We start from the raw sequence: 13,402 nt of genomic DNA, 5'->3' as shown, positions 1-13,402 counted from the left end.
ATGCCCCGTCGTACATCCCTCGCCATTGCCCTTGCCGCCTGCGCGTTTGCGCTGGGCCACGGCACCGACACCACCATTGACGTGCAGCTGACGCCGGCAGGCGACTTCCTGCCCAGCGACGGGCGCGAGCTGAAGGTGCCGCACTGGCACATCGACCAGGCGGTGGCCAGCCGCGTGATCGCGCGGTTCAACAACCGCAAGAACCCGGCTGTCGTCGACTACGAGCACCAGACGCTCCACAAGGAGCAGAACGGGCAGCCCGCCCCGGCCGCGGCGTGGATCACCGCGCTGTCGTGGCGCGAGGGCCAGGGCCTGTTCGCCACCGTCGAGCTCACGGCCCGCGCCCGCCAGGCGATCAACGACGGCGAGTACAAGTTCGTCAGTCCCGTTTTCAGCTACGACAGCCGCACCGGCGACGTGCTGGATGTCCAGATGGCCGCGCTCACCAATTACGCGGGCATCGATGGCATGGAGCCGCTCGCGCTCCGCGCTGCCGCCACGTTCGGCATCAACCCAGAGGAACCACCCATGAACAAGCTCTTGCTGGCGGTGTGCGCCGCGCTCGCCCTTTCCGCTGAAAGCACCACCGAAGACGCGGCCGCGGCCGCGCTCACCGCCCACTTCAAGGCGGACCCGCTGGCGGACATCCGCAAGGCGATCGGTGCCGGCGCCGACGACAAGCCCGAGGCCCTGGTGGCCGCGTGCACCGCGCTCAAGACCAAGGCGGACGCCAGCTCGGCGGATCCGGACCCGGCCAAGTTCGTGCCGGTCAGCGTGCTGGAGTCCGTCAAGGGCGACCTTGCCGCGTTGACCGCCAAGGTCCAGGGCGCCGACGTGGACGTTCTGGTCAAGGCTGGCCTGGCCGATGGCCGCCTGTTGAAGGCCCAGGAAGACTGGGCCCGCAAGCTGGGTGCGTCCGACATCGCCCAGCTCACCGCCTACCTGGACAGCGCTGCGCCCATCGCCGCGCTCAACAACAGCCAGACCAAGGGCAAGCAGCCGATCGTCGACGAGGCCAACGGCCTGAACGCCGAGCAGCTGGCGGTGTGCAGCGCCACCGGCATCGACCCCAAGGACTTCGCGGCCGCCGCCAAGGCCGCCTGACCCCACCCCGACGCGCGGCCGCAGCCGCCTGAGTCCCGAACTCCAGTCCTTGAGGAACCCGCAATGACCGCTACCACCACCGAACGCAACACCCAGCGCCGCGACGGCGTGCTGTTCAGCTTCCCGGCGGCCGCCAGCAAGTGCCTGGCCGGCACCATCGCGGTGCTCAACACCGCCGGCAACGCCGAGATGGCCACCACGGCCACCGGCAAGACCTGCGTCGGCGTGTTCGACGAGACCGTCGACAACACCGGCGGCAGCGCCGGCGGCGTGCAGGTGCAGGTGCGCCGCGGCGTGTTCCCGTTCGCCAACTCGGCCAGCACCGACGCGATCGCCAACACCGACATCGGCGCCACCTGCTACCTGGTGGACAACCAGACGGTGGCCAAGACCGACGGCTCCAGCGCCCGCTCGAAAGCCGGCGTGGTGCGCTTCGTCGACTCCTACGGGGTCTGGGTCGAGTTCTGACCTGCTGACCCGACACCTTCCGTAGCCGAGCCGTGGAACCGGCTGGCCCAGGCTAAACCCAAGAGGCTTTATTCATGATCATCAACGCAGGCAATTTGAAGACCCTGTTCATCGCCTTCAAGGCAGCCTTCGCGGCCGGCGTGGGCACGGCGGAAACGGCATACAAGCGCATCGCCACCATCGTGCCGTCCACCACGGGCAGCGAAGAGTACGGCTGGCTGGGCAATTTCCCCGGCATGCGCGAGTGGCTCGGAGAGCGCGTCGTCAATGGCGTGAAGACGCACGGCTACACCATCAAAAACAAGCCGTTCGAGCTGACCGTGTCTGTGCCGAAACCGGCGATCCAGGACGATCAGTACGGCGTGTTCACGCCCATGATGCAGGAGATGGGCCGCGCCGCCGAGGCGCACCCCGACGAGCTGACCTTTGGTCTGCTCAAGGCAGGTATCTCCTCGCTGTGCTACGACGGCCAGTATTTCTTCGACACCGATCATCCGGTGACCGGTGCGAACGGCGTCGTTGCCAGTCAGTCCAACTACGACAGCTCCGGCGGCGGCAGCACCTGGTACCTGCTGGATACCAGCCGCGCGTTGAAGCCGCTGATCTTCCAGAACCGCCAGGCGCTCAATTTTGTGAGCAAGACGGCCGAGACCGATGACAATGTGTTCGACCGCGCCGAATACGTCTACGGCGTCGATTGCCGTCGCAACGTCGGCTTCGGCTTCTGGCAGATGGCGTACGCCTCGAACCAGCCGCTGACGGAAGAGAACATCACCGCGGCTTACACCGCGATGACGGAGCGCACCGGCGACAACGGCAAGCCGCTGGGCCTCAAGCCGAACCTGCTGGTGGTGCGCCCGGGCGCCAAGTTCGCCGCGGCCAAGATCGTCAGCGCCACCACCCTGGCCAACGGCGCCGAGAACGTGATGAAGGGCGTCGTCGACGTCCTCGACACGGCTTGGATCATCTGACCGAACAACCCGCAGCCGTGAAGTGAAAGCGAACGGGCGGCGGCATCCGCCGCCCGCTTCGTCACACCGAGCCAGGAGCCCCCATGTCCGTCATCACCGTCAAATCGAAAACCGAGAGCTTCCGTCGCGCCGGCATCGAGTTCAGTCGCGCCGGCGTGGAAGTGGACAGCAACAACCTGACGCCGGCGCAGGCGCTGGCGATCTTCAGCGAGCCTCTGCTGATCTTCTTGGAAGACGGCAAAAAGCTCCCCAGGCCCAACGCCGAGCAAATCGAGGATCTGCGCGCCGCCGTCGCGCGAGACGCTGCCGAGAAGCAGGCCCCGGCTGATGCCGCGAAGGCTGCCGAGAAGCAGGCCGCGGCTGATGCCGCGAAGGCTGCCGAGAAGCAGGCCGCGGCTGATGCCGCGAAGGCAGGCGACAAGCAGGCCAGCAGCGACAAGAAAACCGTCGCCGGCAAGAAGGCCGGCAAGTAATTCCGGGAGCGCGCGTTGGCGTTCGATTCGCACGCCGAAGAAATCGGTGGCCAGGAGAGCCTGGCCACCGACCAACCAAGGAAATCCGCCATGAGCGTCCGTGCAAAGTTTCGTCTCGATACCGTCTCCACCCATAGCTGGAACACCAGCGCCCGCACGTTGAAGTTCTCGGCGCAGTACGACACCGCCATTCCGGAGGATCAGCGCTTCCAGGAAGCCACTCCGAGTGGCACGTTCGAAATGCTGTGCACGAATCCGGCGGCGAACGCGCAGTTCGAGATTGGCAAGTCGTACTACTTCGACATCACCCCGGCCGACTGACGCATGTACATCACGCCCGCCCAACTTGCCGAACGACCTGGTGCCCGCGAGCTGGCCCAGGTGGCGACGCGCGAGCGTGATGCGATCGTGGCTGATGACCTGATGGACGCCACGCTGCGCAATGCCGACCGCAGCACCTGGTCATCCGACCAGGTAGCGATTGCCGACGACGCCCTGGCGCGCATCAACGAAGCGATCACCGGCGCCGCCGGCGTGATCGACGGCTTCCTGGCGCGCCGCTACCCGCTGCCGCTGGCCACCGTGTCGCCGGTCGTGGTCGAGTGGTCGCGCTCGATCACCCGCTACCTGCTGCACAAGGACCGCATCAGCAACGACAAGGACGATCCGATCCTGCGCGACTACCGCGACGCGATGAAAATGTTGCAGCTCACCGCGGACGGCAAGTTCAGCCTGGGCGCCGACGATCCCGTGCTCGCCGACACCGAGGATGCGGACGTGCAGTTCACCGGCGATGGCCGCGTGTTCCGCCGCGACGCGGGGCGCTACCCATGAGCTTCGCGCCGTTCGACGTGCAGCCGGTTGCCGACCGCATCAAGGCCGGTGTGGCCGGGCTTCGCCTAGTGGGCCTGGCGGCGGATTACGCGGCGGTGAAGAGCCTGCGCGACTTCACCCCGCCAAGCGTGTTCGTGGTGCTGGCGCAGGAGAACTTCGACGGCGCCAAGACCGGCAACGGCCAGCGCGGTGAACAGGTGCGCACCACGCAGCGCGGCACGGTGGCGGTGGGTGTCGTGATCGTGGGGCGCAACTACCGCGAGCAGGGCGGCGCCCAACTCAGCGACGCCATGAACGCGCTCATCGGGTCCGTGCGCGGCGTGCTGGCCGGTTGGGTGCCCGACGTACCCGGTGCCCGCCCCTTCGAGATGCAACGCGGCGACTTGCTGCGGTACGACGACGCCACCGCGCTTTGGTGCGACGTGTGGAAAACCCAAACCTTCATCGGCGCAGAGGCGCAATGATCATGAAAGTCAAGCTGCTGAAAGACCATACCCATGCGGGCAAGCCGCACAAGGCCGGCGACGAGATCGACGTGGCCGATCACGACGCCACTTGGTTGGCCGATCAGAAAGTGATCGCGCCGTTGTCGTCCACCAAGCGCGGCGCCGCCGCCGAGGAGAAAGCGTAATGGACATGCAGGATTTCTCGTTCCAGGGCAAGATCTGGCTCGGCAGCCGCGGCACCGATGGCAAGCCGCTCGCGCTGGAATGGGTGGGCGACGCCCCCACGCTGCAGCTCAAGTTCTCGACCGACAAGAGCGACCGCACCGAGAGCTTCAGCGGCAACCGCGTGCAGTCGGCCCAGCTGAAGAAGGGCAAGAAGGTCGAACTCTCCATGACGCTGAACTATTTCGGCGCCAAGCAGCTCGCATTGGGCCTTTACGGCACGGTCAACCAGGTAACCAGCGGCACGGCGACCGCCGAGGCGTTCCCAGATGACCTGGTTGTCGGCAACACCATCGCGCTGGCGCATGGCAATGTCAGTTCGGTGGTGATCACGGACAGCGCCGTCGGTCCGGCTACCCTGACCCCGGACACCGACTATGCGATCGAATCCGCGCATGGTGGCCTGATCACGCTCAAGGCGCTCGGCGCCTATACCCAGCCGTTCAAGGCCGCCTACAGCTATGCCGGTGGCACCGACGTGACGATGTTCACGGGCGACATCCCCGAGCGCTACCTGTTCCTCGACGGCATCAACACCGTCGACAACTCGCGCGCGATCGTGCGGCTGTGGCGTTGCGCGTTCGACCCGATCTCGCAGCTGGACCTGATCAGCGACGACTTCGGCCAGCTGCAGCTCGGCGGCTCGGTGCTGTTCGACACGATCAACGCGGCGGACAGCGCCCTGGGCGGCTTCGGCAAGATCGAACTGCCGGGCTGACGTCATTGACTCGCCGCGCCATGCCGGCGCGACGAGTCCACGCAAGGACTATTCATGGCCCGCAAAGTCACCACCAAGAAACCCGTCAAGCGGCCCGATACGGGCCGCGATGATCTTTCGATCTCGCATCCCGATCGTGACATCGCGATCGCCGGCCGCGCCATCACAGTGCACGAATACGACCACCCAAGGGGCCTTCAGGTCCGTGCGCAAACCCGGCCGTTCCTGCTTGCGCTGGAGAAGCTCTTTCAGGACTCGGAAGGTCTGACCGACGACGTGCTGGCGGTGGTCGGCGAATACCGCGAGATCATGAATCCGGTGATCGCGCTGAGCGCGCAGGTCGAACTGGCGTGGGTGGAGGCGCTGGGCGACGCGGACAGCGATGCACTGCTGGTCACCTGGTGGGAAGTCTGCGGCCCTTTTTTTTTGCGGCAGTTGCTGCGCCGGGCGAGGGAGCGCATGCGACGTCAGGAGCTGTTCGCTGGGCAGACGTCTACGTCGAACTCACCGATGCCGGTTTCGGCACCCCCGAGCAGCTCGGCCGATACACCGAGCGCCAGCTCCGCCTCTTCCACGGCCGCCTGATGCATCTGCGCGACAAGCAACAGGCCAACCTGATCGAAGCCGTGGCCAATGGCTACGGTGGCTGCCAGAGCAAGGACGCACTCCAAAAGATGGGGGCGCTGGTGGAGGCCCTGCGAAAGGACTGATCAGCCGCGCCTGTCCGTCGCCAGGGCGATGATCAGGCACACGATGCCGCAGATGGCGAGAAACGCACCAATCAACGGCCAGGATCCGGACACGAACATGAACCCGCCCACCAACAGCAACAGCACCGACAGCACCTTCGTCGCGCCGTGCTGCCCGTTGGCGCGGCCCAGCATGGTGGTCATGCCGTCGCGCGGCCGTCCGCAGTGCGGGCAAGCCGGCGCCACATCGGAGATCTTGGCGGCGCAGTCGGGGCAGGTAACCAGTGCCATGTCGAGTCCCCTTCATGATGGGTCGGCGGGAGCATAACAGTGGCCGACCGCAACCTGGAAATCGCGCTCCGCATCAAAGCCGATCTGGAGTCGGCCCGCAAGCAATTGGATGACCTGACCAAATCCGTCAAGGCAACGGGCGACACCTCGAAGACCAGCGCGGATCTGCTGGGTGCCGCAGGCAAGCGCATCGGCGAGATGCAGGCAGAGGCGGCGAGCCTCAACAAACAGCTCGGCCAAACGCAGACGGTCATGGACGCTACCAGCACCAGCGCCAGAGGTCTGGGGCGTGAAGTGGTCAGTCTGGGCCGCAACCTCGCGAGTGGTGACATCAGCGGCGCCGCGGGCAACGTGGCGACGCTCGGTACCAACAGCCGGGCGACCCTGGGCGACATTTCGGCCTTGCGCCTGGGCATAGGGTTGACGGTAGTGACGTTGGCCGCCCTTGCCGCAGTGGCCGTCAAGGGTTACCTGGAAGCGCAGACGCTGGACCGTGCGCTGATCGCCACCGGCAATTACGCCGGCACCACCGGCACCCAGATGCGCAACCTGGCGATCGAGGTGGGCGCGACAACCGGCAGCTACGGAAACGCACGCACCGCGATCCTGTTGTTCGCTCAGTCCGGCCGTGTGACCGCGGAGAGCATGACCGACGCGACACGCGCGGCCGTGGCCATGTCGGCGCTCACCGGTCAGAGCATCGACAAGTCCGTCGCCTCGATCCTGCGCCTGCAAGGCAGCCCGGCGCAGGCAGTGAAGGCGCTGGATGACCAGTTCCACTTCCTCACCACCACCACGTACCTGCAGATCCAGGCGTTGCAGGATCACGGTCGCGAAGCCGATGCCGATGCGCTCACCATGCGCACGCTGGCCGATACACTGGAGCAACGCCAGCAGCGTGACGCCGCCAACCTGGGCATCATCCAGCAGGCCTATAAAGATCTGCACAGCGAGATTTCGCACGGCATCGCGCTGATCAAGCAATGGGGCAGCGCGGATCTCGGGCAGCAGATCGACCAGTTGTACCTGAAGATCGGTGCGGCGCAGGACCTGGCCGACAATCCGCTCACGGGAAACATTCCCGGCGTCAAGCGCCTCGCCCAGCAGCGCATCGACAGCCTGTACGCTCAGGTTTCCGCGCTCCGCGAACTGCAGTTCCAGGAACAGAAAACGGCCGAGGCGCAAGGCGCCGATAAACAGACCGACGCAGCAGGCAAAGCCGGCGCGGATGTGCTGCATGCGGCCGTTCTGCAGTACCGCAGTGCGGCGCAAAAATACGCCGACCGCGTGAAAGAGCTGAAGGATGCCGCAGCAGCGGCCATCAGGGCCGCGCCGAACGATGCGGACAAGATCAACGCAGACCTGGCCAAGGCATTGGCCGGCGCGCAGGCGCAGTTCGAGCGCACCCAACCCAAGGCCGTGGCGGCCAAGGACACCACCAACGCGCTCGCAGCCGCCCAGCAACAGCTGCAAAACCAGATTCTGTCCCTCGGCAACACGGCGCTGGGACCGGTCACGGGCATCTGGGATCAGTACACCAAGGCGATGCTGGCCGCGACGGCTGCTGGCGGCAAGGCGATCGCCGCTGGTGGCGATGTTACGGCGGTGCAGGCGCAGGTCAGCCAGGTGCAGACGTTGGCGGCTCAGGCGCGCGATCGCGCCCTGGCGGATCAGTCGCGCGGCCTCAACATCGCCTACCTCCAGGCCACCGGCCAGCAGGGCGAGGCGGCGCGGTTGCAGATCGAGGCGCAGTACGGCGAGCTGCTGGCGGATCTGCAGCGCCGTGGCGACGAGGCCGGCGTGCGCCTGGTCAAATCGCTGATCAACGTGGGCGAGGCGCGCGCGCAACTGCAGCAGCTGCAGCAACAGGTGGACCAGGTGCTGGCCGGCGCCAGCCGGCAGGAGCAGAGCATCCAGGCCGAGCAACAGGCCGGCCTGATCAGCGAGTATTCCGCGCGCAAGCAGATCCTCGATCTGCACCAGGCCACCGCCGCCCAACTCGATCAGCTCATCCCCAAGATGCGCGAACTGGTGGCCGCCACCGGCGACCCGCGCGCGGTCGAGCAGCTGAAGAACCTGGAGGCCGAGCTGGGCCGCCTCAAGCTGCAGACGAACGACCTGAAAACGGCGTTTGAAAGCGGTTTGACCAGCGGTCTGGAACAGGCTCTGGAAGGCCTGTCAACCCGCACCATGACGGTGGGCGAAGCGTTCAAGACGCTGGCCCGCACGGTGATTCAAAGCCTGGCGCAGGTCGCCGCGCGCGCATTGGCCGCCAAGGCGATCGACGCGTTGGGCAACCTGTTCGGCGGCGGCGGCGACAAGAACAAGGACATCGGCCAGGGTGCCACCAAATTGGCGGTGGCCGGCGGCGTCGTCGGCGGTGCGGCCGCGCTGCTCGGCAGCAATGCCGACAAGCTGCAGGCAGCCGCCACCACGCTGCTCATCGCCAACAGTATTGGCAGCGTCGGCGGCTTCGCGGAGGGCGGTTACACCGGCCACGGCGGCAAGTATCAGGTCGCCGGCGTGGTCCACCGCGGCGAAGGCGTGCTGAACCAACGCGAGATCGCCGCGCTCGGCGGTCCATCCGGCTTCTACGCCCTGCGTCATGCCATCGCCTACGGCTACGCCGACGGCGGCTACGTCAACCCGCTCAACGATGCGCCGCGCCTGCCGGCACCCATCGCACGCACGCGCCTGCCCACCACCGCCGCCAACGATTCGCGGCCCGGCACCCAGGTCGCGCTGCGCAACGTCAACGTCATCGACCCCGCCCTGGTCCGCGACTACCTGGACAGCGGCGATGGAGAAACCAGCGTCATGAACATCATCTCGCGCAACGAAACCAAGATCCGGCAGATCGCACGCTGATGGCCTACGAAATCGGATTCGTCGACAACACCGGCAGCGAGGGCCTCGCCCACTGGCAGATGCTGCTCAAGATCAAGACCTTCGCCGAGGCCAACGGTTGGACCACGCTGCGCTATCTCAATCCTACCGATGGCAGCAATCGCGAGCTAATCATGAAGGGCGTGGGGCTGAGCGGCACCGAGGAAATTTTCATCGGGTTCCGCAGCTATCACGATGTCATCCTCGATTACTACAACCTCTCGGTGGCGGGTTTCACCGGCTATGTCGCCGGCAACGCCTTCACGGCGCAGCCGGGCTATGCCGAATCCGGCATTCCGGCCACCAGCACCCGCATCGACTACTGGCTGGCGGTGAACGGCCAGCGCGTCGCGATGGCGTTGAAGGTCGGCAACCCGGTCTATGAAAGCGCCTACGTGGGCAAATGCCTGCCTTATGCCACGCCCTCGCAATTCCCTTACCCGCTGGTGGTGGCCGGCATGCTGGCGGGCTTGCCACCCATCCGCTTCTCCGATGTCAATCACGCCATCCCGTACCGTGGCGCGCGCGCCAATTGCCTGCTGCGCTTCCTAGACGGCAGCTGGCAGCAACCCGAATGCGCGCCGTGGAACAGCCCGATGTTCAACGGCAACGGCAGCGACGGCGTGAACACGCGCATCTGGGTGACCGATACCACCTATCAGTTGTTGCCCGTCGTATTCAACAGCGCACTGGGTGACCTCGGCGAGCTCGACGGCATCTATCAGATCACCGGCTACGGCCCCAACGCCACCGAAAATACCCTGGTGATCGACGGCGTGACATACATCGTGATCCAGGACGTCTGGCGCAGCGGATTCGACGCCTACTACGCAATGAGGCTCAACTGATGGCGCACGTCAGCGGCACTGCCAATACGGTCACGGATCTGCTCGCCGCATTGCGCGGCGCCTGCACTGCCAACGGCTGGACATTGAGCGGCAATGTGCTCTCCAAGAGCGGCGTCTATGTCGATGCGAAGATCGTCGACGGCGCGCCGCTGGCCGGCGGCACCAATTTCCTGTCCATTCTGGGTGGCACCGGCATCGATGGCAGCAACAACCTCACCGGCGCTGGTCCCGCCGCCTGCTATGTGGGGCCGGTGGGCAGCACGCCGTTGCTGACGTCACCGATCAACTACGACATCCACATCCATACCTCGCCTGACGAGGTCTACATGGTGGCGAGCTACTCGGTGGAGTACTACGCCTGGCTGGCTTTCGGCAAAAGCCCCGCGCCGGGGGTGCCGGGCACCGGCGTGTGGTACGGCGCCACTTCCTCGAACCAGCCGCGGTTGAATGGCAATTGCAACATCTGGATCGAGCCCACCGGCGTGACCCAGCTTGGCGGTGCGGTGGACCGCCCTACCAGCGCCGCATTGTTCTGGGGACAGGCGGCGACGGCAGTGGCTTTGTACAACTCGTTCATCCATCACGGGTGGGATGCCGGCTGGTCCGGCACCAATGACAACAGCGTGAACTCGTCGGCCGGGTCCCGCGCCAATGCCAGCGGGCAATTGCAGCCGCGCATGGGTCGCCAGCCAAACACATGGAACGGCGAATCCGTGCTGATGCCGATCCAGCCCAGCGTGGCGCGCGGGTCGGGTTGGCGCTCGATCGCCGGCAGCCTGGCGCACGCGCGCTATATCCGCATCGACAACTATGCCCCGGGCGACATCATCACCTTGGGCACGGATCGCTGGCGGATCTACCCGTGGTTCCGCAAGTTCGCCGGCGCGCGCGATGGTGGCAATAACGTCACGCATTCCGGCACGCTCGGCTGGGCCGTGCGTTACGACGGGCCATGACATGAGCGTGCTGGCCGGCAACCTCATGAGGTCGGCGCTCGGCGCGCTCGTCACGCCGGCGCTCACCAAGGCGATGCATGGATACGGCGTCGATTACTGGCCGCCGCACGCGATCGACGGCGCACAGCGTTTCGGCAATACCCTGATCAACCAGCTCCCGGTGACCGCTTCGGCACGCGTGCTTGGCGGTGGCATGCCGCCGAGCTATCTGGCGGACTTCTATTTCCGGGTGCACGTGATCCCCAGCCGCTTGGACCTGGGCAACCTCATTACCGCACAGACGCGCGAGCTGGAGGTCTGGAATGCGTGGCCGGATCGATCGCTGACGCTGACGGATCTGCTCACGCTCCGCCTCGATGGCATCACGCTCACGGGCGAGGGCGCGCTGCCGCTGAATTTCGCGTCGTTGCAGCAACGCACTTGGTCGGTTGCCATCGACACGTCCGGGCCACCGATCATCGACGCCACCTTGCGTTGGCTTTTCGCTGGTCATGATCCGGTCGAAGCCATCATCACCGGCAACCGCCTCACCGCCTGGATGATCGCGCCGGACTGGGCCAACAATCTCACCGAGACACTCAGCTGGCTCACCGACGTACAGGATGCGGCCGACGGCAGCCAGCTGCGCCAGCCATGCCGCGAGGCGCCGCGCCGCGAATGGGAGTTTGGCGTGATCGCCGAAGGCGTCGAGCGCCAGATCATGGAGAACGCACTGTACGACTGGAGCTCGCGCACCTGGGCTCTGCCTGTGTGGGTCGACATGACTTGGCTGACCGCGCCGATCGCCGCCGGCGCCAGCGTGATCGCGTTCGACACCACCGGCCTGGACTATGTCGAGGGCGGCCTCGTCGCGTTCTACCGCTCGGCATCGAGCTTCGAGCTCGCCGAAATCCTCACCCTCACCACCGCATCCATCACACTCAAGCAGCCGCTGGCCAACGGCTGGGGCAAGGGCGACCGCATTGTGCCGGTGCGCACGGCCACGCTCACCGATTTCCCCACGCTCAACCGCAAGCATGACGAACGCGTCGACGCGCAGGTGCGCTTCATGGCCGCCGAGGATTGCGCCTGGCCAGCCGTCGCGCCGGCCGCCATGTATCTCGGCATCCCGGTGCTGGAAACCCGCACCGATGAACCGCAGGACCTGGCCGCCGCCTATCGCCGGCAGATCGTCACGATCGACAACGATCTGGGTGCGCCCACCCTCGACGACATCAGCGGCCAGACATGGATCAGCCAGCCGTTTTATTGGCTGGTGCAGGGCCGCGCGGCGCGGGCCGCGTTGCGCAGTCTGCTCTACTGGTTCAACGGCCGCGGCAATGTCGCCTGGGTGCCCAGCTGGAACGCGGACATCACGCTGGCCGCACCGATGACGGCCTCGGCCACGTCGATGGTCGTGGTGGCATCGGGCATCACGCGCTTCGCCTTCGGCAAACCCGGCCGCACGCACATCCGCATCGAACTCAAGACCGGCACGGTGTATTACCGCCGACTCACCAACGCCGTCGAGGTCGACGCGCAAACCGAGCAACTCGCCATCGACACCGCGATCGGCGCGCCGATCGCGCCGGCGCAGGTGCGGCAGATCAACTGGATGATGCTGGCCGGCCTCAGCAGCGACCGCGTGGAGATCGGCCACGTACACGACAGCACGGGCACGGCCACGGCCGGCACTACTTTCGTCGGCGTGCCGAAGGAGGAGCCGTGAGCTTCATCAGCCGCTGGATCGAGTTCTACGAGTTCGCTCGCGGCGTGCAGCACTGGCGCTACGTCACCGAGAACAAGGCGTTGGTATACCTCGGCCAGCCCTACACCTACGCCAACATCAAGCGCAGCGGCCTGGCCGAAAGCGGCGACCTCACCCGTAACGTGCTCGACCTGTCCGTACCCGTGGATCTGCCACTGCTGGATCTCTACCGCGGCACCGCGCCGATGCAGGACGTGGAGATGATCCTGCGACGCCAACGCAAGAGCGATGGCGTCATCGAAACACGCTGGGTCGGCGTGATCGGCAGTGTCGAGTGGTCGACCACAAAGGCGATCATCCACGGCCTGCCGCCGATGGCCAGCCTCAAGGGCCTCGGGCTCAAGCGCAACTGGCAGAAAGGTTGTCCGTTGACCACTTATGGCGCTGGGTTGGGCGAGTGCAACGTGGATCGCGAGACCATGCGGGTGAACGCCACCATCATCTCCGTTGTCGGATTGACGGTCACGGCCGCGGCATGGGCCGACAAGCCGGATGGCTGGTTCGACGGCGGCTGGATCGAGTGGAGCGTCGACGGCGTCATCGAACGTCGGCCCATCGTCTCGCATGTTGGCACTGTGCTGACTCTGCTGCGTCCGGCACAACTCGGCGTCGGCACCGTGGTGGCCACCTACCCCGGCGACGATCACACGCTCACCACATGCGACCAGAAATTCAACAACGCGATCAACTACGGCGGCGATCCGTTTATCCCCGACAAGAACCCGATGGGCAGCGACCCCATCTATTAG

The 13,402-nt window shown here is 65.9% G+C and carries 17 protein-coding genes; 16 read left to right on the top strand and 1 reads right to left on the bottom strand.

The window, feature by feature from the left end:
* From ACVCMI_RS04410 to ACVCMI_RS04360, 11 genes are all read left to right on the top strand, one after another.
* Complete coding sequence (locus tag ACVCMI_RS04410; protein WP_447097308.1) at positions 1 to 1,104, top strand: phage protease; 1,104 nt, start codon at positions 1 to 3, stop codon at positions 1,102 to 1,104.
* Between the two features lie 63 nt (positions 1,105 to 1,167).
* Complete coding sequence (locus ACVCMI_RS04405) at positions 1,168 to 1,572, top strand: hypothetical protein (RefSeq protein ID WP_447097309.1); 405 nt, start codon at positions 1,168 to 1,170, stop codon at positions 1,570 to 1,572.
* A gap of 74 nt (positions 1,573 to 1,646) precedes the next feature.
* The gene (locus ACVCMI_RS04400; RefSeq protein ID WP_447097310.1) at positions 1,647 to 2,543 is read left to right on the top strand and encodes a Mu-like prophage major head subunit gpT family protein; all 897 of its coding nucleotides are present in this window, start codon (positions 1,647 to 1,649) and stop codon (positions 2,541 to 2,543) included.
* A gap of 83 nt (positions 2,544 to 2,626) precedes the next feature.
* A complete protein-coding gene (locus tag ACVCMI_RS04395) occupies positions 2,627 to 3,016 on the top strand; it encodes a hypothetical protein (protein ID WP_447110620.1) in 390 nt (129 codons plus the stop codon).
* Between the two features lie 90 nt (positions 3,017 to 3,106).
* Entirely contained in the window at positions 3,107 to 3,337 is a 231-nt protein-coding gene (locus tag ACVCMI_RS04390; RefSeq protein WP_447097312.1) for a hypothetical protein, read from the top strand.
* 3 nt (positions 3,338 to 3,340) lie between these two features.
* Complete coding sequence (locus ACVCMI_RS04385) at positions 3,341 to 3,850, top strand: gp436 family protein (RefSeq protein WP_447097313.1); 510 nt, start codon at positions 3,341 to 3,343, stop codon at positions 3,848 to 3,850.
* Positions 3,847 to 4,314: a phage tail terminator protein gene (locus ACVCMI_RS04380; RefSeq protein ID WP_447097314.1), complete on the top strand. Its 468-nt coding sequence runs from the start codon at positions 3,847 to 3,849 to the stop codon at positions 4,312 to 4,314. The genes ACVCMI_RS04385 and ACVCMI_RS04380 overlap by 4 nt, the downstream gene beginning before the upstream one ends.
* Before the next feature lie 2 nt (positions 4,315 to 4,316).
* On the top strand, positions 4,317 to 4,481 hold the full coding sequence (locus ACVCMI_RS04375; RefSeq protein ID WP_447097315.1) for a DUF7210 family protein: 165 nt from the start codon (positions 4,317 to 4,319) through the stop codon (positions 4,479 to 4,481).
* On the top strand, positions 4,481 to 5,236 hold the full coding sequence (locus ACVCMI_RS04370; RefSeq protein WP_447097316.1) for a phage tail tube protein: 756 nt from the start codon (positions 4,481 to 4,483) through the stop codon (positions 5,234 to 5,236). The genes ACVCMI_RS04375 and ACVCMI_RS04370 overlap by 1 nt, the downstream gene beginning before the upstream one ends.
* 54 nt (positions 5,237 to 5,290) lie before the next feature.
* Entirely contained in the window at positions 5,291 to 5,821 is a 531-nt protein-coding gene (locus ACVCMI_RS04365) for a DUF6631 family protein (RefSeq protein WP_447097317.1), read from the top strand.
* A complete protein-coding gene (locus ACVCMI_RS04360) occupies positions 5,821 to 5,946 on the top strand; it encodes a hypothetical protein (protein WP_447097318.1) in 126 nt (41 codons plus the stop codon). The genes ACVCMI_RS04365 and ACVCMI_RS04360 overlap by 1 nt, the downstream gene beginning before the upstream one ends.
* On the opposite strand, the gene ACVCMI_RS04355 is transcribed toward ACVCMI_RS04360, so the two are convergent.
* Positions 5,947 to 6,216 (bottom strand): hypothetical protein, encoded by a 270-nt coding sequence (locus ACVCMI_RS04355; RefSeq protein WP_447097319.1) that lies wholly within the window; start codon positions 6,214 to 6,216, stop codon positions 5,947 to 5,949. It abuts the gene before it with no gap.
* Between the two features lie 39 nt (positions 6,217 to 6,255).
* Here ACVCMI_RS04355 and ACVCMI_RS04350 point away from each other — a divergent pair, with 39 nt between their 5' ends.
* The 5 genes from ACVCMI_RS04350 to ACVCMI_RS04330 are packed head-to-tail and all read left to right on the top strand — an operon-like array spanning position 6,256 to position 13,402.
* Entirely contained in the window at positions 6,256 to 9,084 is a 2,829-nt protein-coding gene (locus ACVCMI_RS04350) for a phage tail length tape measure family protein (RefSeq protein WP_447097320.1), read from the top strand.
* Positions 9,084 to 9,950 (top strand): hypothetical protein, encoded by an 867-nt coding sequence (locus ACVCMI_RS04345; protein ID WP_447097321.1) that lies wholly within the window; start codon positions 9,084 to 9,086, stop codon positions 9,948 to 9,950. The genes ACVCMI_RS04350 and ACVCMI_RS04345 overlap by 1 nt, the downstream gene beginning before the upstream one ends.
* Positions 9,950 to 10,906, top strand: a complete 957-nt coding sequence (locus tag ACVCMI_RS04340) for a hypothetical protein (RefSeq protein WP_447097322.1) — start codon at positions 9,950 to 9,952, stop codon at positions 10,904 to 10,906. Before ACVCMI_RS04345 ends, ACVCMI_RS04340 begins: the two co-directional genes overlap by 1 nt.
* Position 10,907: 1 nt before the next feature.
* Complete coding sequence (locus tag ACVCMI_RS04335) at positions 10,908 to 12,614, top strand: hypothetical protein (RefSeq protein WP_447097323.1); 1,707 nt, start codon at positions 10,908 to 10,910, stop codon at positions 12,612 to 12,614.
* Entirely contained in the window at positions 12,611 to 13,402 is a 792-nt protein-coding gene (locus ACVCMI_RS04330) for a phage BR0599 family protein (protein ID WP_447097324.1), read from the top strand. Before ACVCMI_RS04335 ends, ACVCMI_RS04330 begins: the two co-directional genes overlap by 4 nt.

The sequence above is a fragment of the Rhodanobacter sp. UC4448_H15 genome (genome assembly GCF_052978265.1).
This window is presented reverse-complemented; position numbering and strand designations above follow the sequence as displayed.